This window comes from Plebeiibacterium marinum (assembly GCF_026013615.1).
Taxonomy (GTDB): Bacteria; Bacteroidota; Bacteroidia; order Bacteroidales; family Marinilabiliaceae; genus Saccharicrinis; species Saccharicrinis marinus_A.
On sequence record NZ_JAPDPI010000005.1, the window covers coordinates 91,023 to 114,330 of the forward strand.

Annotated in this window: 17 protein-coding genes; 15 read left to right on the forward strand and 2 right to left on the reverse strand. The window is 36.1% G+C overall.

The genetic code is table 11. The features are described from left to right. Nucleotides 1–179 precede the first annotated feature (179 nt). The 8 genes from OM074_RS04075 to cysN all read left to right on the forward strand — a co-directional run bounded on the left by OM074_RS04075 (nucleotide 180) and on the right by cysN (nucleotide 8,643). Nucleotides 180–992 (forward strand): outer membrane protein assembly factor BamD, encoded by an 813-nt coding sequence (locus OM074_RS04075; RefSeq protein WP_301198012.1) that lies wholly within the window; start codon nucleotides 180–182, stop codon nucleotides 990–992. A 17-nt stretch (nucleotides 993–1,009) separates the two neighbouring features. Next, a complete protein-coding gene (locus tag OM074_RS04080) occupies nucleotides 1,010–1,336 on the forward strand; it encodes a DNA-directed RNA polymerase subunit omega (RefSeq protein WP_301198013.1) in 327 nt (108 codons plus the stop codon). A gap of 92 nt (nucleotides 1,337–1,428) precedes the next feature. Then, the gene (gene coaBC, locus OM074_RS04085) at nucleotides 1,429–2,637 is read left to right on the forward strand and encodes a bifunctional phosphopantothenoylcysteine decarboxylase/phosphopantothenate--cysteine ligase CoaBC (RefSeq protein ID WP_301198014.1); all 1,209 of its coding nucleotides are present in this window, start codon (nucleotides 1,429–1,431) and stop codon (nucleotides 2,635–2,637) included. Between the two features lie 23 nt (nucleotides 2,638–2,660). Further along, on the forward strand, nucleotides 2,661–3,563 hold the full coding sequence (gene porD / locus OM074_RS04090) for a type IX secretion system protein PorD (RefSeq protein ID WP_301198015.1): 903 nt from the start codon (nucleotides 2,661–2,663) through the stop codon (nucleotides 3,561–3,563). A gap of 15 nt (nucleotides 3,564–3,578) precedes the next feature. Then, nucleotides 3,579–5,240, forward strand: a complete 1,662-nt coding sequence (gene recN / locus OM074_RS04095; RefSeq protein ID WP_301198016.1) for a DNA repair protein RecN — start codon at nucleotides 3,579–3,581, stop codon at nucleotides 5,238–5,240. Between the two features lie 209 nt (nucleotides 5,241–5,449). Next, a complete protein-coding gene (locus OM074_RS04100; protein ID WP_301198017.1) occupies nucleotides 5,450–6,295 on the forward strand; it encodes an enoyl-ACP reductase FabI in 846 nt (281 codons plus the stop codon). A 144-nt stretch (nucleotides 6,296–6,439) separates the two neighbouring features. Further along, on the forward strand, nucleotides 6,440–7,345 hold the full coding sequence (gene cysD / locus OM074_RS04105) for a sulfate adenylyltransferase subunit CysD (RefSeq protein ID WP_301198018.1): 906 nt from the start codon (nucleotides 6,440–6,442) through the stop codon (nucleotides 7,343–7,345). A 26-nt stretch (nucleotides 7,346–7,371) separates the two neighbouring features. Next, a complete protein-coding gene (gene cysN / locus OM074_RS04110) occupies nucleotides 7,372–8,643 on the forward strand; it encodes a sulfate adenylyltransferase subunit CysN (RefSeq protein ID WP_301198019.1) in 1,272 nt (423 codons plus the stop codon). A 110-nt stretch (nucleotides 8,644–8,753) separates the two neighbouring features. On the opposite strand, the gene OM074_RS04115 is transcribed toward cysN, so the two are convergent. After that, nucleotides 8,754–10,301 carry an OmpP1/FadL family transporter gene (locus OM074_RS04115; protein ID WP_301198020.1) on the reverse strand — a complete coding sequence of 516 codons (1,548 nt, stop codon included), beginning with the start codon at nucleotides 10,299–10,301 and terminating at the stop codon, nucleotides 8,754–8,756. Between the two features lie 129 nt (nucleotides 10,302–10,430). Next, nucleotides 10,431–11,831 carry a hypothetical protein gene (locus OM074_RS04120; RefSeq protein WP_301198021.1) on the reverse strand — a complete coding sequence of 467 codons (1,401 nt, stop codon included), beginning with the start codon at nucleotides 11,829–11,831 and terminating at the stop codon, nucleotides 10,431–10,433. A gap of 1,288 nt (nucleotides 11,832–13,119) precedes the next feature. Here OM074_RS04120 and proS point away from each other — a divergent pair. From proS to OM074_RS04155, 7 genes are all read left to right on the forward strand, one after another. Beyond that, nucleotides 13,120–14,595 carry a proline--tRNA ligase gene (gene proS / locus OM074_RS04125; protein ID WP_301198022.1) on the forward strand — a complete coding sequence of 492 codons (1,476 nt, stop codon included), beginning with the start codon at nucleotides 13,120–13,122 and terminating at the stop codon, nucleotides 14,593–14,595. 396 nt (nucleotides 14,596–14,991) lie between these two features. Continuing rightward, nucleotides 14,992–16,218: a peptidase T gene (gene pepT / locus OM074_RS04130; RefSeq protein ID WP_301198023.1), complete on the forward strand. Its 1,227-nt coding sequence runs from the start codon at nucleotides 14,992–14,994 to the stop codon at nucleotides 16,216–16,218. A gap of 1,246 nt (nucleotides 16,219–17,464) precedes the next feature. Continuing rightward, complete coding sequence (dndC, locus tag OM074_RS04135; protein WP_301198024.1) at nucleotides 17,465–18,700, forward strand: DNA phosphorothioation system sulfurtransferase DndC; 1,236 nt, start codon at nucleotides 17,465–17,467, stop codon at nucleotides 18,698–18,700. A 3-nt stretch (nucleotides 18,701–18,703) separates the two neighbouring features. After that, the gene (locus tag OM074_RS04140; RefSeq protein ID WP_301198025.1) at nucleotides 18,704–19,669 is read left to right on the forward strand and encodes an HNH endonuclease; all 966 of its coding nucleotides are present in this window, start codon (nucleotides 18,704–18,706) and stop codon (nucleotides 19,667–19,669) included. Then, nucleotides 19,666–21,207, forward strand: a complete 1,542-nt coding sequence (locus OM074_RS04145) for a DndE family protein (RefSeq protein ID WP_301198026.1) — start codon at nucleotides 19,666–19,668, stop codon at nucleotides 21,205–21,207. The genes OM074_RS04140 and OM074_RS04145 overlap by 4 nt, the downstream gene beginning before the upstream one ends. 2 nt (nucleotides 21,208–21,209) lie before the next feature. Next, on the forward strand, nucleotides 21,210–22,532 hold the full coding sequence (locus tag OM074_RS04150; RefSeq protein WP_301198027.1) for an ATP-binding protein: 1,323 nt from the start codon (nucleotides 21,210–21,212) through the stop codon (nucleotides 22,530–22,532). Between the two features lie 475 nt (nucleotides 22,533–23,007). Further along, nucleotides 23,008–23,307, forward strand: coding sequence for a type II toxin-antitoxin system HigB family toxin (locus OM074_RS04155; protein WP_301198028.1), 300 nt, complete (start codon nucleotides 23,008–23,010; stop codon nucleotides 23,305–23,307). Nucleotide 23,308 lies beyond the last annotated feature (1 nt).

A 23,308-nucleotide genomic window follows, 5' to 3' on the forward strand; every position in this document is an offset into this window, starting at 1 on the left:
GTGGCTGTTTTACTTCATAAATGCCATGCATAGGCTGTCAGTCAATAAATTTTTATGGTTGTTTCATATTAATATTTTATCTTTGCACGTTGTTTATTAGATAAAAAGGATAACTTAGACCCCTGGTATTTAATTATTGTATTGAATAATAGGTGTTTATATAAAAATATTAGAAGTTGATGAAAAAACTGTTAATTCTACTTGTGGTCATTCCAATGTTTATTGGTTGCAGTCAGTATCAAAAAATTTTAAAAAGTACTGATTATGAGTTAAAGTACTCAAAAGCTATGGAATATTATGGTTCTGAGGATTTTATGAGGGCTGCGACTTTGCTTAATGAACTTCAGGGGATATACAGGGGGACTGAAAAAGCTGAGGTAATAAATTTTACTTATGCAAAATGTCTGTATGGTTTAAGTGATTATATAATGGCGGGGCATTATTTTCGTCAGTTTGTTAAAACTTTCCCATCAAGTGATATGGTGGAAGAATGCCAGTTTATGAGTGGTTATTGTTATTATATGACATCGCCCAAACCACGGCTCGATCAAACAGATTCATACGAAGCTATAAGCGAATTTCAATTGTTTGTTAATCTGTATCCTCAGAGTCCAAGGGTTGAGGAGGCCAACAGGTTAATTGATGAGCTAAGGGATAAATTGGTGTATAAATCATATTTGTCGGCAAAGCTGTATTTTAACTTGGGCAATTATATGGGTAATAACTACCTCTCTTCTATAATTGCTGCCCAAAATAGTCTAAAAGAATTCCCTGATACCAAGTATAGGGAAGAGCTGTCGTTTTTGATCCTGGAAGCAAAATATATTCAGGCTGAGAACAGTATATTGGATAAAAAGGAAGACCGTATGAGGGAAGCCATTGATGAATATTATTCATTCATTAATGAATTTCCGGAAAGTGGTTATATGGATAAGGCCGTAAAAATATTTGAAAGTGCCTCCAAAGAAGTGAAATTTGAAGATGTAAATTAGAATAATTAATATATACCATGGATTATAAGAAATCAAACGCTCCAGGCAGCACAATTACCTGGAATACACAAGAGTTGTCGAAAGATACAGGTAATATTTATGAGGCTGTTAATGTAATTGCCAAAAGAGCCAACCAGATTAGTGTGGAAATGAAAGAGGAGTTGAACAAAAAACTTCAGGAATTTGCTTCTTACACAGATAATTTGGAAGAGGTTTTTGAAAATCGTGAGCAAATTGAGATCTCAAGGTTTTATGAAAGATTGCCAAAGCCTTCAGCAATTGCAACTCAGGAATTTGTAGAAGACAAAGTGTATTATCGTAACGCAGGTGCCGAAAGCAAGTAATTACGGTATATATTTCTTTTAAGAAATTTTAAAAAAAGGTAAAGGAGGTTTATGATATTTCTTTTATCTTTTTTTGTTTATAAGCTTAGGGTATGTTAAAAGGTAAAAATATTATTTTAGGCGTTTCTGCCGGGATTGCTGCATACAAGTCAGCATTGTTGACCAGGCTTTTGGTAAAGAATGGGGCAGAGGTAAAGGTTGTGATGACTGAAAAGGCCAAAGAGTTTATTACTCCCCTAACCATGGCAACATTGTCTAAAAATCCAATTATGGTTGATTTTTACAATCCCGAAAATGGTGATTGGAATAGCCATGTTGATTTAGGGTTGTGGGCTGATGCTATGGTTGTAGCTCCGGCCACAGCTAATACCATGGGTAAAATGGCAAATGCGATTGCTGATAACCTTTTAGTAACTACATATTTGTCGGCCAGATGCCCGGTTTTTGTTGCCCCAACAATGGATCTTGATATGTATCTCCACCCGGCAAATCAACGAAATATGAAACAGCTCGAAGAGGATGGTGTTCATATAATAGAAGCTGGCTCTGGAGAGTTGGCTAGTGGGTTGAGTGGCAAGGGGCGCATGGCTGAACCGGAAACTATTGTTGATGATCTGATCACTTTCTTTCAGAAACAGACGAGTGCTAAAAATGACCAGCTGAAAGGGAGAACGTTTTTGGTAAACGCCGGGCCTACTTATGAAAAAATTGACCCGGTACGCTATATCGGAAATTTTTCCAGTGGCAAAATGGGGTATTCAATAGCAGAAGAGTTGGCACAGCGGGGGGCTGAAGTGGTATTGGTATCCGGACCGGTAAACCAAAAGGTTAAGTCGGAGCGTATCAAATTAATCCATGTTACATCAGCCCAGGAGATGTACCAGGCTTGTGCTGAATACTTCCCCAATTGTGATGGAGCTGTGTTGTCGGCTGCGGTGGCAGATTATACTCCAGTAATATGTGCCGATCAAAAAGTAAAAAGTGATGATGACCAGATGGTGGTTTCATTAAAGTCTACTGTAGATATTGCCAGTAAACTTGGCCAAATGAAAAAGGAAGGGCAGGTTTTGGTTGGATTTGCGCTGGAAACAGAAAATGCAGTGAAGAATGCCTTAAAGAAGTTGGAAAAAAAGAATCTGGACTTTATCGTGTTAAACTCACTGGAAAACACAGGTGCTGGTTTTGGGCATGATACAAACCAGATCACAATAATTGATCGAAATAATAATAAGGAGGAGTTTTCGTTAAAAAGTAAAAAGGAAGTTGCAATTGATATTGTTGATAAAATAATTTCCTTATAAACGTTTTTAAATATAAGTGTACTGTGAAAAGTCTTTTGTTTTCTATTTTTCTTCTGTTTATTGGAGTGGGTGTTTATGCCCAGGAACTTCAATGTAGTGTTTCAGTTGTGTCGCCAGGTGTACAAGGTACCAATAAGCAAGTTTACCAAACAATGCAAACGGCCATTATGGAGTTTGTGAATGGCCAAAAATGGACAGACAATGTTTTTAGTCCTGAAGAAAGGATTGAATGCAGCATTCTTATTAATATTAAGGAAGTTGTTTCTGCAGGCGAATATTCCGGTACAATTCAGATTCAGTCGCGCCGTCCGGTGTTTAATTCTTCTTATCGCAGTATGCTTTTTAATTATCTGGATCAGGACTTTAAATTTAAATATGAAGAGTTTGAACCACTGATATATAATCCAAACTCTATTGAATCAGATTTGGTGGGTATATTGTCTTATTATGCCTATGTGATCCTGGGCCTTGATTATGATTCTTATTCAAAAAACGGCGGTACAAAATATATTGAACAGGCTGAAAAAATAGTAAGTATGTCCCAGAATTCCAGATATTCAGGATGGAGATCTTACGAAAGTAAAAGGAATAGGTACTGGCTGGTAGAAAACTATTTGAACCAGCAGCATAAACCGATGCGCGATTGTATGTATCAATATCATAGGCAAGGGCTGGATAAAATGAGTGAAAAACCTGAAGATGGCCGAAAGGAAATATTGCTGGCTGTTGAAAAACTACAAAAAGTTCACCGCCAACGTCCCGGGACATTTGCTATGCAATTGTTTTTTGATGCCAAATCAGATGAGTTGATTAACGTTTTCTCGGATTCTTTTTCTTTAGAAAAAAGCAGGGCAGTTGAAATATTAGCAGAGATAGATCCTGCTAATTCATCAAAATACAACGAAAAGTTGATCCAAAACAAATAACTGTAGATAGTTTTTATGCTTAAATCTTTATTTATTTCCAATTACGCTTTAATTGATCAGGTAGAAATTGAGTTTAAAGATGGGTTTTCGGTAATTACCGGTGAAACAGGAGCCGGTAAATCCATCATGTTAGGTGCCTTGGCCATGGTGTTGGGGCAGCGTAGTGATGTGTCTGTGTTAAAGGATAATGAAAAAAAAAGTGTAATAGAGGCTGAATTTTATGTGAAGGATTATGGCTTCAACAAGCTTTTTGAGGAAGAGGATATTGACTATGACGATAATACGCTTATTCGTAGAGAAATACTGGTAAATGGTAAATCCAGGGCCTTTATAAATGATACTCCTGTTAATCTTGGTTTTCTGAAAAAAATAGCGCATCAATTGATTGATATTCATTCACAGCATCAAAACTTGTTGCTAGGGGATACGGCTTTTCAGTTGAATGTGGTTGATACAGTAGCCAAAAACAGTGGTATTTTAAAAGATTATAGAGATAAATTTAAGGTTTATCGCAACTTGTTACAGCAAAGGAAAGAGCTGGAAGAGCAAAATTTAAAGTTAAGTGCCGATGTGGATTATATGCAGTTTCAATATAATCAACTCGAAGAACTGAAGCTGGTGCCAGAGGAGCAGGGAGAGCTGGAAAAGGAACAGGAATTGTTGACCCATGCCGAAGAGGTCAAAGGCGGGCTTTTTTCGGTTAGCCAGTTGTTAAGTGGCGACAATGCACCTGTGCTGAATGCCTTAAAGGAATCATTGAAAAACCTTGAAAAGATAGCTTCGTTTTTGCCTGATGTGGAAGGGTGGGTTCAGAGAATAGACTCTGCTTTTCTTGATCTGGATGATTTAAATAGTGAAATAGAAGATAAAATGGAAGGGATTGAATATGATCCCGAGCGACTTTTGTTTATCAGTTCCCGTTTAGATCAGATATTTTCATTGCAGCAAAAGCATAAAGTTGATGATGTTGATGCTTTGATTAAGATTAAAGACGACCTGGGGGATCAACTTCAAAAAATAACTTCTTTTGATGACGATTTAAAAGAAAAACAGAAACAGATTGATCTTGCCCTTGAAGAATTGAAGGTTGTAGGTAGTAAGCTTTCGGGGTCGCGAAAAAAGGTTTTAAAGAATATTGAGAGTACCATTGTAGGGCAATTGTTAGAGCTGGGGATGCCAAATGCTACTTTACGGGTGGTTTGTGAACCTTTGAAAGACTATGCCGAAAATGGGATTGATGATGTTAATTTCTTGTTCTCAGCCAATAAAAATGGTGCGCTTGCTGCCATACCTAAAGTGGCATCAGGTGGTGAAATGTCACGTGTAATGTTGTGTATTAAAAGCTTGCTTTCCATATCAAAAGGATTGCCAACTATAATATTTGACGAAATTGATACCGGTGTTTCTGGTGAAGTTGCAGATAAGATGGGTAAAATTATGCAGGATATTTCTAAGAATATTCAGGTTGTCAGTATTACGCATTTGCCTCAAATTGCAGGTAAAGGTAAGCAGCACTACAAGGTGTTTAAAAAGGACAATCATCATAGTACCCAAACCAGTATTGAGGAATTATCAACAGATAACAGAATAACAGAAATAGCTAAAATGCTTAGTGGTAGTGATCTTACCAGTGCAGCGTTAAGCAATGCAAAACACTTGTTAGGTGTAGAGGATTGAATTTTAACGATTTGTGTTCTAAAATTTAATTCTGTCATAGGGTGTGGTGAAGTTGTTGTGTTTGTAAGTTGTTGTAATTGAATGTTTAGTGTGTTAAAATGGGCGTGTTTTTTTATTTAAATTACGTTAAAGTATTAAATATTTAAACCTTACTGTTTTTCAAAGTGCATTAATCATATATATTTGTACGCTCAAAAATAAATATTAAAATGGGATATAATTTATTAAAAGGAAAAAGGGGAATTATATTTGGTGCTCTAAATGACATGTCTATTGCATGGAAGGTTGCAGAATTAGCACATGCCGAAGGTGCAACTTTTACATTGACCAATACCCCTGTAGCTTGTAGAATGGGTACACTTAATGAATTGTCGGAAAAGTGTAATGCGGAGGTTATACCTGCTGATGCTACAAGTGTAGAGGACTTAGAAAATGTATTCTCAAAATCGATGGAGATATTGGGTGGTAAAATTGATTTCGTATTACACTCAATTGGTATGTCTCTAAACGTACGTAAAAAAAGAGTATATCACGACTTAAATTATAGTTACTTAAACAAAACACTTGATATTTCAGCAATATCTTTCCATAAGATGCTTCAGGTTGGCTTTAAAATGGATGCCATCAGTGAATGGGGATCAGTGTTAGGTTTATCGTATGTTGCTGCTCAGCGTACTTTCTATGGATATAACGATATGTCGGATGCCAAGGCTCTGCTTGAGTCAATTGCACGTAGTTTTGGATATATTTATGGTCGTGAGAAAAAAGTGAGAATAAATACAATTTCTCAGTCGCCAACAATTACAACTGCAGGAAGTGGTGTTAAAGGTTTTGATGGCCTGATGGATTTCTCAGAAAGAATGTCGCCGCTAGGAAATGCTTCTGCAGAAGAGTGTGCTAATTATTGTATAGCCATGTTCTCAGATCTTACCAAGAAAGTAACCATGCAGAACCTTTTCCATGATGGAGGTTTTTCTAATGTGGGTATGAGTTTGCGGGCTATGACTCAGTATAATAAGAGTTTTGATATCGACGATATCGAAAACCTTGATTAAAATATTTGGGGCATTGTTAGCGTGCCTTTATAATATCCCGCTTTTTAGTGGGATATTTTTTTTTTTATAATAGGCTTTAAGTTAAAAATCATTTAACTTTGGCGTCGTTTTAAAATACTAAAAGGTAAACATCAAGATAAAACTATGGATAGATACCGAATTAATCACCTTAGAGAACTTGAAGCAGAGTCGATCTTTGTTATCAGGGAAGTTGCTGCCCAGTTCGAAAGACCGGTGATGCTTTTTTCCGGAGGAAAAGATTCAATTGTAATGTTTCACTTGGCGCGTAAAGCGTTTTATCCTGCAAAAGTCCCTTTTGCACTATTGCATATTGATACGGGGCATAACTTTCAGGAAACACTTGACTACAGAGATGATTTAATGGAGAAAACCGGGGCCAAATGCCTGGTGCGTTATGTTCAGGACTCAATTGATCAGGGTAAAGTAGTGGAAGAGAAAGGGATAAATGCTTCTCGTAATAAATTGCAAACAGTTACCTTGCTGGATGCTTTGGACGAATTGAAATGTGACGCTGCAATGGGTGGCGGACGTAGAGATGAAGAAAAAGCACGTGCAAAAGAAAGGTTCTTTTCTCATAGGGATGAATTTGGTCAGTGGGATCCTAAAAACCAGCGTCCGGAGCTTTGGAATATTTTCAACGGCAGAAAAAATATGGGTGAGCACTTTAGGGTTTTCCCAATTAGTAACTGGACAGAGATGGATGTTTGGCAGTATATCTACATGGAAAACATTGAATTGCCGAGCTTGTATTTTACGCATAAAAGAGAAGTGTTTAACCGCGATGGCGTTTGGATGTTTAAAGCTCCTTTTATGCAGCTTAAACCAGGTGAGGAGTTGATAGAGAAGGATGTTAGATGTAGAACAATTGGAGATATTACTTGTACCGGATTAACACTTTCAAAGGCTGATAACATTGAAGATATCATTCAGGAAGTAGCAGCTACCCGTACTACAGAAAGAGGTGGCCGTGCAGATGACAAGAGATCGGAATCAGCAATGGAAGATCGTAAAAAAGAAGGGTATTTCTAACCAATAAAGCTAAGCATCAAATTATTATGAGCGATAAAAATTCAGGATATTTAGATATGGAGCTTTTACGCTTCACCACCGCAGGTAGTGTTGATGATGGTAAAAGTACTTTAATAGGTAGGTTGCTTTATGATAGTAAAGCCATTTTTGAAGATCAAATGGAAGCTATCGAAAGGGCAAGTGAAAGAATAGGTAATGAAGAAGTAAACCTGGCTTTATTAACTGATGGTTTAAAAGCTGAAAGGGAGCAGGGGATTACTATTGATGTGGCCTATCGTTATTTTGCAACTCCAAAACGTAAGTTTATTATTGCAGATACCCCGGGGCATATACAATATACCCGAAATATGGTAACAGGGGCAAGTACTGCTAATGTGGCCATTATTTTGGTAGATGCCCGACATGGTGTGTTGGAACAAACGTTGCGCCATTCATATATTGCGTCATTGTTGCAAATTCCACATATTATCTTTTGTGTAAACAAAATGGATTTGGTGGATTACAGTGAAGAAACTTTTGAGAAGATTAAGAATGATATTGACGGGATTTCGTCAAAATTAGACGTTAAGGATATTCGTTTTGTGCCAATAAGTGCATTAAATGGGGATAATGTGGTAGAGCGTTCTGAAAAAATGGAATGGTATGACGGACCAACATTATTGCACCTTTTGGAAAATATACATATCAGTAGTGATATTAACCATCAGGATTTCCGCTTCCCGGTACAGTATGTTGTTCGTCCTCAAACTGCAGAATTCCCTGATTACAGGGGCTATGGTGGTAGAATAGCCAGTGGTGCTGTTAAGGTTGGAGATCCTATTACGGTGTTGCCTTCTGGTTTTACCTCTAAAGTAAAAACAATAGATTTCTTTGAGGATACCCTTGAGGAAGCTTTTGCCCCACAATCGGTTACTGTCACCCTGGAAGATGAGATTGACATCAGCAGGGGAGATATGTTGGTTAAATCAGATAACTTGCCTCAAACAACACAGGATATTGATTTGATGGTATGCTGGTTTAATGAGCGTAAAGTTATACCTAGAGGAAAATATGTTATTCGCCACACTTCAGCCGAAGCAAGATGTATGGTAACAAATATTCATTATAAAATGAATATCAATACGCTTGAAAAAAATGAAGAGGATAAAGAAGTTGGTATGAATGATATTGCAAAGTTAACTTTAAGGGTTACAAAACCATTGCATATTGATACCTATAACCAAAATAGAATTACAGGTAGTGTAATTTTAGTGGATGAAGGCACTAATGAAACGGTAGCTGCAGGTATGATTCGTTAATACAACAATATGATAATATCAAAAATCCCCGGTAGAATTTCTATCGGGGATTTTTTGTTATGCGTAATTATATAGTCTTATGTCTTTTATCTATTGTCTAATGTCTATTTTCAAAACTTCATACCAAAAGTAAGAACCATTGAGTGGTCTTCAGTGCTTGTTTTGGTAATAGGTGGTGGACCTACAGCAGTATCATGTTCGGGACTCCAATTGTAGTTGTAATAATTGATATCGAATGATGATAACTTATACGCAAAATCAATAAAGTAGCTTTTGAAACGGTATCCAAAGCCTGCAGCATAACTTGTTATTTCATTATCCTTAGGATCGTTTTTATAAGGAGAACCCTGCAGGGCATAACCGCATCTCAAACTAAGTTGATTGTTTACTCTGAATTCAGCCCCAGCCCTAAAATTATTTGAATTGGTAAATATGTTTTTTATTTCGTCGTTTTGATAGTTGATGGTAGTAACATCTTTCCAGCTATCAACTGTTGATTTAAACTTGGCGTTGGCATAGTTTATTCTTTCGTAATCAAAACTTAAGATGGCTACCTTTCCAATAATATACGAAGCACTGGCAATCAATTTGTCAGGAGTTCGGAAGTTGTAATCGTATTCGCCATCGTAATAATCGTAAATATTACTGGAGCCTTCTTCCGGAATTTCATTGTAAAAATAGGAGTCTATTCTGCTACCGTAGTTTTCTTCAATGTTGTACCAGGTGGGAGAGTGGTAAGCCAAACCTAGTCTCAACCCTTTTGCCGGAGTTACAATAACACCTAGTTTTAAGTTAATACCAGTACCTGAAGCCTCTAAATAATCAGATACGGTAAAGCGCCTGAATGAATCATCATAAATTACATTGTCTTCTTCACTAAACTCTTCAAAATAAGATGATTCTTCATCGTAGTTAAGCATGGAAAAGTTAATGCTGGTACCTATTAGCAACAGATTGCTGATGTTGGCACCAAATGTAAAGTTAACTTCACCGGTGTATCCGTCTTTTTCAATAATCCTGGTTTGGTGAACCTTGTCGCCAATATCCAACAGACTGGTATAAATATAGTCGGTGGTATTTGGGTCAAGCTCGTTAATTAAATAGGTATTATATCCAAGCAAAGATAAGTTTTCCAGTTCAGAAGGGTGTAAACCATCTGCATCAAAAAGAAACATATCAGTCATTGAGTTGGAAACGTTTCTGGCTTGCGACATGGAGCGGTAGTTAAAGTTGTTGTTCCTGTTATAGCCAACTCCAAAGTGGGTACTGACAATACCTTTTTTAACCTCTCGCATGGGTTTGTATGTGCCCACGTAGCCTATCTGGTTAAATGCAAATGTGGTTTTGTTGTCTTCTGAATTTATGGTGTTAAGCGTTGTGCCGCTTGGCGCATGAAACATGCTCTCTGTTGAATTGAGTATAACCGATGGCGTAACAGAAAACTCGGAAGACCTGTAGGCCGCAATGCCTGCCGGGTTGATGCCAATAGCACTAAAATCCCCACCTAATGAACCAAAAGCACCACCCATAGCTGTTGATCTGGCAGTTCCGCTGTATTGGGGTTGGGAGTATCTGAGGACGTCAAGATAGCTTTGAGCAAGCATGTTAGTGCTCAGGCAAATTAAAAATAAGCTATATATTATTTTAGATTTAATCATAGTATTTAAATTAAGATTGTATTGTTATTGTATCACTGTGTTTTTATTCAGTAATGTTTTTTAAATCTATTTGTAAGTCAATCCCTCAGCTCATCTCTCATCTCTTATCTCTTATCTCTTATCTAGTATTTACCTCCCCCTGCTGGAACGTGAACTTCCGCTACTTGATCTGCTACTGCTTCCCGAACTTCTTGTACCGCTGCTGCTACTGCTGCTTGATCTGCTTCCGCTTGAATAAGAAGATGAAGAAGATCTGGTGCTGCTGTTGTATGATGGTGAGTAAGTTCTTGTTGGCGTACTGCTTCTGGTATTGTTATAACTAGAACTTCTGCTTCTTGAACTCCCGGTATTGTAAGTTCTGTTTGAAGAACTACGGCTATTGGAGTAAGAGCTTTTGTTACTTGAAGAGTTTGAATATGTTCTGGTAGGAGCAGTGTTGTTTGTTCTGCTTGAATTTGTATTGTAAGTGCTCCTTGTATTTGATCTTCCTGATGTTCTGGTGTATGTAGGAGTAGAAGTGCTCCTTGTGTTGCCTGAAACCTGTGAAGATTTTGTGGTTGCAGAAGCAGCTCTGTTATACGAAGCCCTTGTTGTTCTGCTGGAGTATGTTTTAGTGGCCGCAGGGTTGCTTGTTGTTTGTGCTACACGGCTTGTTCTTCCAATGTTACCGGTTCCTGAAGATTGTGTAGCTGCTTTGTTTGTGGAAATTTGCCTGCTGCTGCGTACCCTGTCTGAGTATACCTCTCTTGGTGCACGTTCACGATAAAAGTTGTTTTTTGCATAATGACCGTGGTATGGGTAATGTCCTCCATAGTATCCTCCATAATGATATGGATATCCCCATCCCCAGTATGGGTAACTGTAGTCATAGTAACCAAATCCGATTCCCCATCCCCAGTTGCTATACCAGGGACTGTTCCATCCGTAATATCCGTAAAAGCCATAGTTTGAATAGGGTCGGCTGTAACGCCAGTCCCAGTAATATCTGCTGTGCCATTCAGGTACAACAAAAGCATAGTCTCCGTCAATATATACGTTGTAATCAAAGCCGCTGTTAAAAATGACTTCGTCATATAAAGGCGACCAATATGGAATCCCCCTCATAGGTCCATGGAAGCGGGCAATGCGCTCTGCATAGTCTTTATCCATTTGTGAACCTTCAAATTCATTTACCCAATAACCTGTTTGTTCGTTGTAATATAATAAGGTATCTACATCCTGAACAGAGTCATTAGTTAACAAGGAGGTATATTCTTGCTGTATGCCCGAAAAATCCCTTAAATCTTCATTTACTTTTGCCTGAGGTGTTTGCTGGTATGAGCTTTTCAGGTGAGAATAGGTTTTATTATCTTCCTTTTGAACCTGCTTATCAGGAGATGGCAAAGAAGAATACCCCTCTGCTATTGAAATGGGTTTATCGGAAGGTGAATAATATAAATCATCTTCGTATACACTTGCACTGTTTTGGTATGTTGCACAACTTGTTAAAGCAAACAAGGCAACGGCTGATATTTGAATAATCTTTTTCATGGCACTAGTGTTACAAGGGTTTCACACAAATCTTTTTTCGTAAAAAAAGTAATTATTACTGTAAAAATCGCATTTAAAGCTGCAAAAAATGAGCTTAAAATGAAAATTGGTTTCGTTTTATATCTATCAATAACCATGCCGATATAATAAATCGTGATATATGATTTAATAGTTTTTTTCTAATCTAACAGATCGTTAGATTTTAGATAAGAGATAAGAGATAAGAGACTCATTTACAAGATGCTTAAAATGAGATTTTTACCCAATCTAAGTTGATTTTATTAAATATCTCATAATCTTACACTTATAAAAAACTAACGAACTATTGTAATCAATGCGTTTGGTTTAAAAATATCCTGTATAAGCCGGTTGTTGGATTGTTTTGGATATACCCGCTGTGTCTTCATGTAAAAGTCAGACTCTGAGTTCTATTCAAATTGTGCTTGCCTGAAAACTCGATTTTATCCCAACCCGCACCCTCCAACTCTCCCGAATACAAGTTTGGGGCAGGCTCTAAACAGGGTGTGTGAAAATAGATAAATATCTTTGAGAAACTTTTAATTTTAAATCACAACTCCTTCTTGTACAACCCTATATCGCCATAAGGGGACTTTACCCCTTCCCGTAACCAAGACTTCTGCAGCACATGATAACAAGCTGTAAATCAGAAGCCCCTTTAGGGGTTTGGGGTTATACAAGCTGTAAATAAATCTCCATAAGGGTAGCCTCCACTTCAGAGCCTGTCCCGATCAAACGGGAGGAGGTATGGGAGTAAAACGAGAGAGTGCTTGTAAGTAACCACTTTTCGTTAAAAGAGTTTTTATACACCCTCTAAAGGGAGCCACAACCCCCACAGCGAGAGAGACTTCCCCTTTAGGGAATAGCCGTCAGGCCAAGGTTCTATTTTACTGGAATAATGTTATATATTTTAGGCTGAAGATCTTTTGTAAAGGCATTTTGTAAATCGTGCTGAAAGCACAGCTTATCCTGGCCCCATGTAGCGCATGGGGTTATGTAAGGGGTAATCAACGTCCTGTAGGGACAGCTCATTCATTTTTGAACTGTGCTTTCAGCACGATTTGATTCCAGTCTGTTCTGCTACTATCATAACAAAAATTTCAGCGGTTTTCTTACAGAGGCTAAATAAGTCCCTGATCTTTTGTCTAAAAATCTACTGATCCACACTTCCTAATGTGCTGTATTTTTTGTTATTTTGCGAATCCTTTTTAGTAATGGTACTGAAAAAGTGAGAAAAAGAAATTATAGAAAGATTTAGATAAAGAACAAAATGGCAAAAGGATTAACTAAAAGGAGTAAAGATTACTCTCAGTGGTATAATGAATTGGTAATAAAAGCCGATTTGGCTGAAAATTCTGCAGTTAGAGGCTGTATGGTGATTAAACCCTACGGCTATGCCATCTGGGAAAAAATGCAACAGCAACTCGATAAGATGTTCAAGGAGACAGGGCATGTGAACGCTTATTTCCCGTTATTTATTCCTAAATCTTTTTTTAGTAAGGAAGCTGATCACGTTGAAGGATTTGCAAAAGAATGTGCAGTGGTAACACACTACCGTTTAATGAATGATCCTGATGGCAACGGAGTTGTGGTTGACCCTAGTGCAAAATTGGAGGAAGAGCTGATTGTTCGTCCAACTTCTGAAACAATAATCTGGAACACCTATAAAAACTGGATCCAATCATACCGCGATCTTCCGATTAAATGTAACCAATGGGCCAATGTGGTTCGTTGGGAAATGAGAACCCGTTTGTTTTTGCGTACAGCTGAATTTTTATGGCAGGAAGGTCATACGGCCCATGCTACTAAAGAAGAAGCATTGGAAGAAACGGAAACAATGATTAAGGTTTATGCAGAGTTTGCTGAAAAGTATCTTGCAGTTCCTGTTATTCAAGGTTTAAAAACAGAAAACGAGCGTTTTGCAGGTGCATTGGAAACTTATACCATCGAGGCTTTAATGCAGGATGGAAAAGCATTGCAATCGGGAACATCGCACTTTTTAGGACAAAACTTTGCCAAAGCATTTGATGTTAAATTTGCCAGCAAGGAAGGAACTGAAGATTATGTATGGGCTACTTCATGGGGTGTTTCAACCCGTTTGATGGGGGCTTTGATTATGGCGCACTCTGATGATTTTGGTTTGGTGTTGCCTCCAAAACTGGCTCCAATACAGGTAGCTATCGTTCCTATTTATAAGAGTGAAGAGGATTTGGCTAAAATTACTGAGAAAGTTGATGTGATTGTGGCTGAACTTAAAAAACGTGGAATCTCAGTTAAGTTTGATGATTCAGATAACCGTAAGCCGGGTTGGAAATTTGCTCAATATGAGTTACAGGGGGTGCCGGTGCGTTTGGCTGTTGGTCCTCGTGATATTGAAAACAATACCGTGGAGGTAGCTCGTCGTGATACTTTGACAAAAGAAGTGGTGTCAATTGATGGGATAGAGGATTACGTAACTGATTTGTTGGATCAGATCCAGGATAATATATTCCAAAAAGCCCTTGATTTCAGAGCTGAAAAGACTACAGTGGTGGAATCTTATGATGAATTTAAGAAGGTGTTGGAAGAAAAAGGTGGATTTATCATGGCTCACTGGGATGGAACATCCGAAACCGAACAAAAAATTAAGGATGAAACTAAAGCAACAATCCGTTGTATTCCTTTGGATGGCGATAAAACACCGGGAAATTGTATTGTTACCGGAAACCCATCTGCACAGCGCGTAATATTCGCTAAAGCGTATTGATAGTTAGTCATTATTAGTCATTGGTTATTAGTTATTGGTTATTGTTCATTGCTCATTGTTCATTGTTCATTGTTCATTGTTCATTGCTCATTGTTCATTGTTCATTGCTCATTGCTCATTGTTCATTGTTCATTGCTCATTGATAACCGTATCAGATGATATTTGTCAGGGAGGCTATTTTTATAGTCTCCCTTTTTTGTTTTTGGGATATTTACTTCTACATTTAGTTTCCTAAAAAAATTAGGTAGTTCGAATTCATTCTACTCATAAAAAATATTGCGGGTGCTGGTTGTAATGCACGTGCCTTTTTTTGGAGCAATGCTTTGTTTTTTCTTGGGTAGAAATACGGGAATTTGACTTAGAGCATGAAGATTCATCAATTAATTATTAGTTAAAATGATAAATATAAAAGAGCGGTTTTTAAAATATGTTGGGATAGATACCCAATCGGATACCGATACCGGATTAACCCCTTCAACACCCGGGCAAATGTTGTTCTCGCAACAATTGGCAGAAGAGCTAAATTCAATAGGACTGGAAGATGTGGAGCTGGATGAAAATGGTTACTTAATGGCCACTATTCCTTCAAATGTTGAGGCCGAAGTACCTGTAATTGGATTTATTGCCCATGTGGATACCAGCCCTGATTTTAGTGGTAAGCATGTGAATCCGCAAATTATAGAAAATTACGACGGATCAGCCATAACCTTAAATCAGGAGGAAAATATTGTTCTTGCTCCCGATGAGTTCCCGGAATTGAGTAAATACGTAGGACAAACATTGATAACTACCGATGGAACTACGCTTTTGGGTGCTGATGATAAGGCCGGGGTAGCCGAAATTGTTACTGCAGCAGAATATTTAATAAACCATCCGGAAATAAAACATGGTAAAATAAGAATTGGTTTTACACCTGATGAAGAGATTGGTGCGGGAGCAGATCATTTTGATGTTGAGAAGTTTGGGGCTGAATATGCCTATACCATGGATGGGGGTGAGATTGGAGAGCTTGAATATGAAAATTTTAATGCGGCTATTGCAAAAATAACCGTTAATGGGAGGAATGTGCATCCTGGTTATGCAAAAAACAAAATGCGTAATTCAATTCGTATAGCCAACCAGGTTGTTACTATGTTGCCCCGTGTTGAAACACCTGAACATACCGAAGGGTACGAAGGTTTTTTCCATTTAATGTCGTTTGTTGGCGAGGTGGAAAAGAGTGAGTTGACCTATATAATCAGGGATTTCAGAAGAGACCGGTTTGAAGACCGGAAGAAGGAAATTAAGCATATTGTTAGTAAAGTGAATAAAGAATATGGTTCCGGAACGGTTGAAATTGAGGTTAAAGACCAGTATTACAATATGCGCGAAAAGGTAGAACCTGTAAAATATATTGTAGATAATGCTGAAAAAGCAATGGAGTTGGTTGGGGTAAAACCAAATGTTCGTCCTATTAGAGGGGGAACTGATGGTTCGCGCCTTTCTTTTATGGGTTTGCCTACTCCTAATATTTTTGCCGGAGGTCATAATTTTCACGGACGTTTTGAATTTGTTCCACTTGAAAGCATGCAAAAAGCTGTTGAAGTCATTCTTAAAATCGTAGAGCTGGCGGCAGTAAAATAGTATCAGCTATTGATGAAAAATGTTCGCGTTATGTCCGGGGCAATAATAGATCTGCGCTGACAAAAGCCTACAGGTACATATGATTTTATCACAAACTATATGCAGGTTGTTCACAAAACCCATGGTGTATAACCTGCATATTTGTCGAAAAACATAGCCTTATCCATTTTTGTTAACGATGAGTAACTGTATATTCTCGGTACTGTTTTAATATAATTATCTCCTTTAACAGTATAAAATACTTTGCATTCTGCTTTACCAGAAACAGGGTCATGGATTCCTTTTTCTGCTTCCCTGTCCGTTTGGATAGACGGGGTTTTTGTGTCAAGACATCGGGACTGATTCCTATTGTGGTGCAGTAAACTTTGTATTTAAGATGCCATTAAGATGGTATTTGTACCCATTTCATTCCATTTTAACCGAACAAGAACCGAACGAGAACCGAACGAGAACCGAAGGAGAACCGAACAAGCACAGACAACAATAGGACGCCAATCAGGAGACTTCCCTTATTGAATAGTTATGAACAATGAACAATGACATGAATTGATCATTGATGATTGATCATTGATGATTGATGATTGTTCATTGATCATTGTTTATTGAAATTGTGTACCAAATAATTGTGATGTATGTTTGAAAGTATATGCTAATTAGTTGTTTATTAATGTATTCGACAATATTGGAGACTTTATAGTTTAAAGCAATATTATTTAAAATCATTTATTACCTTTGTTGGGCCTAAATACATGTAATGACGTTTTGACTATTACGATGTTCAATAACACCAAAAATAAAGAGCAACTATGGAGCTGATTGTATTAAAAAAACAAGCATACCTTTTTAACTGAAATTTTAATAACCAAATATATACAAAACATATATATGTTCGTTAAATCAGTTAGTTGCAAGGGTGGTTGTCCTTGTATATAATATATATAAAGCTAATGGGTTTAGGGAAATGTTGTATGCAAGGCAAGAATAACAGCTTGGTTAGAAAAAATACTTTAAAATTGAGAACCAGTTATATAGCTTGTTGATTGAGCTTCAGAGCAAGAAAAAATTAGTTTTGCCACCGCGCTTCTGCCCTTCGGGACAGTTAAGAAAGCCAACGCACATTGCACACATTTGCAAACCCCACAAGCTAACGCACAAACCAAAATTTGCAAAAGAGTGCAATTATTTCCAACCCACGCTTGCTTTATGTATATTTGTGCAATTTTAAAATAATGTGGTATTTAATTGAATGAAAAATAAAAGAGTAGAACATATTATAAATGAGATTGTAGACCAATATTGCTATGCTGATTCAACAGAAAAGCCTTGGATTATTGGTTTTAGTGGAGGAAAAGATTCTACTGTATTACTTACTTTAGTTTGGGAAGCACTTTTAAAAGTGCGTGAAATGCCAACACCATTTCAACTTAGAAGACCTGTTTATGTCGTTTGTAATGACACCCTTGTTGAAAATCCAATAGTCGTTGAGTACGTTGAGCGTGTACTTAATAAAATTAGCGTCGCAGCAAGAGAGCAGGATTTGCCAATTTTTGTAAAAAAAACGATACCTAGATTGGAAGATTCATTTTGGGTAAACATTATTGGAAAAGGTTATCCCGTGCCTAACAATGCATTTCGTTGGTGCACAGACAAATTAAAAATAAAACCTACTTCACGATTCATAAAAGAGCAAGTAGCTGAAAACAATGAAGCAATTATTTTAATTGGAACTAGGTCTGCAGAAAGTGCAACTCGTGCAAAATCAATAAAAAAGCACGAAATCAAAGGGAAAAGATTAACTAAACATCCAAATGAATCAAATACTTTTGTTTATGCACCTATAAAACATTTATTGACAGAGGAAGTTTGGGGGCTTATTAATAATCACCCATCTCCATGGAAAGCTGATAATTCAGAGCTTTTTAATATTTATGTAAATGCAAGTGCTGATGATTACGAGTGTCCAACAATGGTAACTAGTAAAGAACACTCTTCTTGTGGTCAGAGTCGATTTGGGTGTTGGACTTGTACGGTTGTGAAAGTTGATAAGTCAATGACAGCATTAATTGGAAATGGATTTGAATGGTTAAAGCCGTTATTAACACTTAGGGATAAACTGGATAAAGAGAGAAATGATTTGAAAAATAGAATGCCTACAAGGCGAGATGGTTCTCCTGCTATTAATGACATGGGTACTTATTGGCCGCATTATAGGGCTTCTATACTAAAAAGAGTTCTTGAAACGCAAAAAGCTTTACAAGAAACTAAACCTCACTTAGAACTTATTACTAATCAGGAGTTAATTGCAATTCAAGTAATATGGAACAGGGATTTGTATTTTGATAAAAAAGTTTCTCTAATTTATAACGAAGTATTTAACATTAAGCTCGATATGAAAGATAAAGCAGAAAGACAAGAAAAAGAAAACAAACTTTTACTTGAAGCTTGTAAAAATGATGTATCACTTATAAATTTTGCTGCATAAGTTTTGGCAAAGAAAGAACTACCATATTATTTAAATGTTTTTGGGAAGCTTCGTAGAGACCATAAAAATGGAGGGGCTCCTCATAAACCTATTTTATTGATAAGTTTATGTGAAGCTATAGCTAATGGACTTATAAATAAAAAACAAATCTATATTTCACCTGAAATAGTAGGATTGTTTAAATCAAATTGGAATAGTTTAGTAGTTACAAATCACCAATGTTTATTTGCACTTCCATTTTACCATATGAATTCCGAACCATTTTGGAGATTAACTCCAAATAAAGGTTGTGAGTTATGGGTCAAATCAAAAAGTTCAATGCGAAGTTTGCAGAATTTGACTATCGCAATTAATTATGCAGAGATTGACCTTGACTTATTTGAAATTCTTCAACAAAAAGAGAATAATGAAATAGTAAAGCAATTTATTTTGGATAAGTATTTTCCCGATACTAAAGGCAATTATGGAAAAAGTTCTTATCTGACAGATATTGAAAGCCAAATTGTTAATGAGGATTCCGAAACTTATTCAACCAGAATTACCGAATTACAAAAGCAGTTAGAAGAAAATTCATATCAAGAAGAAATCTTTGTAAGGAGTAATGTTTTTAAAAGAGAAATTCCTAAAATTTATAATCAAACATGTTGCATTTCTGGTTTAAGGATTGATAGTATTATAAATATTTCAATGATAGATGCTTGTCATATAATTCCTTTTTCTGAAAGTAATAATGATACAATAACTAATGGTTTAGCATTATGTCCTAATTTGCATAGAGCTTTTGATAGAGGATTAATTTCAATAGATGAGAATTACCGAGTACTAATCTCAACAAAGTTTAGTGAAAATAAAACAGACTATTCACTAACTCAATTTCGTAGCAAACAAATTCAATTGCCGATAGAACAGCGGTTTTATCCTTCGTTAGAAAACATTCGTTGGCACAATATTAATACTTTTAAAGGATGATATTAGGCAATCAACATATCAACAAAAATGGTTTAGATTTAACAAAAAAGCTAAATTTAGGCTCAGAAAATCATATTTCAAGAATTGCATTAGCGTATTCTTTAAAAACAAAGATTCGATTATCAATTACAAAAGACCTTAAAGACTCTAGGGGTAAGGCTTATAAAGACGATACTTTTTTTGGAAAGTATAAAAATTACTACATAGCCTTGATGTGCCAACACTACAACTTGCACAAGTCCAATACGGATATAGGAAAATATGTTAAGATGCATGTTGACCATGGTTTAGGCATGATTAATAAACTGTTTGAGGATAATGTTAACTATTCTGGTTTTGACTTTCTTATTGATAATATTGAAAGTGGAATTTCAGAGCTGGAAAGTTCAAACGTAAGTTTAGAGCATATAAATAATTATAATCAGAATATTCAAAAAACACACTCATGTAATCCTTGGAAACTGCTTGTTGGTATAGATGATGAAGGCAAAGAAATCTATTTTACACCAAATGATACAGTTTTATATAGCAATGCACATATAGCAGTTGCTGGTCAATCGGGTTCTGGTAAAACGTATTTTGCACAAAGAATATTGGAACGAATTGTAGATGCAAGTGACTATCAAACAAACTTCTTGTTCCTAGATTTTAAAGGAATTAGTGATTCTGAGAAAGATAGTGATGAGTTTAAAGGTTTCTTCAAATCAACACAGGCAGAGTTAATTGATACTCCAAACAAACCTTTTCCTGTTAATCCTTTATCGTTTATTGATAGTATCAATGAAAACAATAAAATATTAGGTATAAATAAATTTGTTGATATTATAACTGATTATGCAGGTCTTGGAAAAGTTCAAGTTCAGCAACTCAAAGAAGCAACAAAGAGGGCTTTTGATAATCATCATGGTGGAAAATATCCTACGATTCAGGAAATCTTGAGTAATGTTTATGATATTGCAGGAGAAAAGCCATCAACATTGACGGAAATTCTTATTGGATTAAGTGAAATTAATCTTTTCGATACAAATAATGATGGGGCATTTTTAAATAAAAATTACTACTTAAGTCTTTCTGGTGATTTGAGTAGAAATGTAAGGTTTACAGCAGCTTTTTTAATTATCAATTATATCTATAATACCTTTATGAATATGGAAAATTCAGAGGTGAAGAATGAAATTAAAGGAATGCGATATGTTTTGTTAATTGATGAAGCTCATAATGTTTTTAAAGATAAAAAGTCAAAAGAAATTTTAGAAAAAATACTTAGAGAGATTCGCTCCAAAGGTGTTTCAGTTGTTTTATTATCACAAGGTATTGAGGAGTTTAATCAACCTTCGTTTGATTTTTCAAGTATGTGTGAAACAGCCTTTCTTATGAATATAAAATCTAAAAATGACTTGAAAATTATTAATAAATTCCTTGGATTTAGTGATAAAGAAAGCTCAAAAGTAGCTCGTTCTATGGAGCAAATTCAAAACAGACAAGCCATTTCAAATATTAAAGAGTTTGAAAGAGCGAGAATATTTAATGTTTGCTAATAATGGCAGAAAGTCAAAATATAGAATGGAAAGAAAGCTGGCGCGACGAATACCTAAAATGGATTTGTGGTTTTGCTAATGCTCAGGGGGGTAAGATATTCATCGGTAAAAATGACAAAGGCGAAATTGTTGGGATTGACAACGCAGAAAAGCTACTAGAAGACATTCCTAATAAGGTGAGAGATATTCTTGGGATTTTAGTAGATGTTAATTTGGCAGAGTCTGAGGGTGGCAATTATCTTGAAATTATCGTTGAAGCACAACCCTTCCCAGTTAACTATAAAGGACAATATCATTATAGAAGTGGAAGTACAAAACAAGAGCTAAAAGGTGCTGCTTTAGATAAATTCATGCTTGAAAAAAAAGGCAAGAAATGGGATGGTGTGCCAGTGCCAAATGTGTCAGTCGATGATTTAAAAAGTGAAACGTTTGAGTTTTTCAAGAAAAGGGCAATAGTTAGCAAGAGAATTGATGAAAGTATATTAACCGAGGATAATTTTAGCATCCTTGAAAATTTGAGATTAACTGAAAAACCATATCTAAAACGTGCATCCCTATTGCTTTTTCACCCTGACCCTGAAAAATATTTTACTGGAGCATTTATAAAAATCGGTTTTTTTCAGACTGATACGGAATTAATATTTCAAGACGAAGTAAAAGGAAATTTATTTGAACAAGTAGAAAAGACAATTGAAATACTCTTTACAAAATACATAAAAGCAATAATTTCTTACGAAGGAATTCATAGAGTTGAAACCTACGAATATCCAAGAGATGCAGTGCGTGAAGCAATATTAAATGCCCTTGCCCATAAAGACTACTCAATGGGTGTTCCAATTCAAATTAGTGTTTATGAAGATAAACTTATGATTTGGAATTATGGACAATTACCTGAAGATTGGACAGTTGAAAATTTAATGCAAAAACATTCATCAATTCCATATAATCCTGATATTGCAAATGCTTTTTTTAGAGCTGGTCATGTAGAATCTTGGGGAAGGGGAACAATCAAAATCATTGAGCAATGTGCTGAACATGGTTTGCAAAAACCAGAATTTGAAAACAATGGCAAAGATTTTTGGGTTGTTTTCAGAAAGGATATTTATAACGAAAAGACTTTAAAACAACTTGGTATAAATGAACGCCAAATTAATGCTGTTTTGTATGCAAAAGAACATGGTGCAGTAACTAATTCCATTTATCAGGAAATAAATACTATAGGTAAAACTGTTGCTACATCAGAATTAAACAAGATTGTTGAAAAAGGATTATTGAAGCAAGCAGGAAGTAAAGGTAGAGGTTCAAAATATGTAATTGACCGATAATTGGCCGAATTGGCCGTTTGGATTTAAAATGGTTTGAATCCCAGAGAATTACAGGAGTGGCCTACCTCACAGCCAAGCACATTTGTAATTCGCACGAGCCATCACGCGTCCAAAAATTATAAAAGAGCTTGTCTGTCTGCTAACGCTTTTTGTCCTACCCTAAAAACTAATTTTTTCGGGAACAGCCGTGCTTTGATTGAGTGGATTAGTGTTTGAGAAATATTGATAATTAACTGATAATGAATAAAGCCCAGCATACAACACGCCATCATAATACATTGCGCGTTAGGAAATTTTGGTTGGTGAAAATTCGGAATTTAAGTAAGGATAATTAACTATATCGCAGTTACGGAAAAGCGCAACGCATCATATGGCCAATCCGTTGTAGAACATTGGGGCAGTGCAAATTGACAGTCCAATCAATAAAAATATCCCAAATTGGGAAAATAACAATTAATTTTCATAAATTTGCATTATGAGAATTATTGCTTTTAGAACTATAAGAGAGTTTTTCGAGAAACCTGAATACTCAGATTCTGAGGTTTCATTACGAGCTTGGTATCATGATACTAAAACAGCTGATTGGAAGAATTCAAATGAATTGAAAGGACAATATAAAAACGCAAGTATTGTCGGAGACGGAAGAGTAGTTTTTAATATTAAAGGCAATGATTATAGATTAGTAGTTGCTATTGATTATGAATTTCAGGTGATTTTTGTAAGGTTTATCGGAACTCATAAACAGTATGATAAAATTGATGCTAAAACGATTTGAT

Bases quoted from the DNA above. Each gene is read 5' to 3' on its own strand.
- OM074_RS04080 (WP_301198013.1), top strand. From the start codon at position 1,010: ATGGATTATAAGAAATCAAACGCTCCAGGCAGCACAATTACCTGGAAT.
- OM074_RS04120 (WP_301198021.1), bottom strand. From the start codon at position 11,831: ATGAAAAAGATTATTCAAATATCAGCCGTTGCCTTGTTTGCTTTAACA.
- recN (WP_301198016.1), top strand. From the start codon at position 3,579: ATGCTTAAATCTTTATTTATTTCCAATTACGCTTTAATTGATCAGGTA.
- dndC (WP_301198024.1), top strand. From the start codon at position 17,465: ATGAAAAATAAAAGAGTAGAACATATTATAAATGAGATTGTAGACCAA.
- OM074_RS04115 (WP_301198020.1), bottom strand. From the start codon at position 10,301: ATGATTAAATCTAAAATAATATATAGCTTATTTTTAATTTGCCTGAGC.
- cysD (WP_301198018.1), top strand. From the start codon at position 6,440: ATGGATAGATACCGAATTAATCACCTTAGAGAACTTGAAGCAGAGTCG.
- OM074_RS04145 (WP_301198026.1), top strand. From the start codon at position 19,666: ATGATATTAGGCAATCAACATATCAACAAAAATGGTTTAGATTTAACA.
- coaBC (WP_301198014.1), top strand. From the start codon at position 1,429: ATGTTAAAAGGTAAAAATATTATTTTAGGCGTTTCTGCCGGGATTGCT.
- cysN (WP_301198019.1), top strand. From the start codon at position 7,372: ATGAGCGATAAAAATTCAGGATATTTAGATATGGAGCTTTTACGCTTC.
- OM074_RS04155 (WP_301198028.1), top strand. From the start codon at position 23,008: ATGAGAATTATTGCTTTTAGAACTATAAGAGAGTTTTTCGAGAAACCT.
- OM074_RS04100 (WP_301198017.1), top strand. From the start codon at position 5,450: ATGGGATATAATTTATTAAAAGGAAAAAGGGGAATTATATTTGGTGCT.
- pepT (WP_301198023.1), top strand. From the start codon at position 14,992: ATGATAAATATAAAAGAGCGGTTTTTAAAATATGTTGGGATAGATACC.
- proS (WP_301198022.1), top strand. From the start codon at position 13,120: ATGGCAAAAGGATTAACTAAAAGGAGTAAAGATTACTCTCAGTGGTAT.
- OM074_RS04150 (WP_301198027.1), top strand. From the start codon at position 21,210: ATGGCAGAAAGTCAAAATATAGAATGGAAAGAAAGCTGGCGCGACGAA.
- OM074_RS04075 (WP_301198012.1), top strand. From the start codon at position 180: ATGAAAAAACTGTTAATTCTACTTGTGGTCATTCCAATGTTTATTGGT.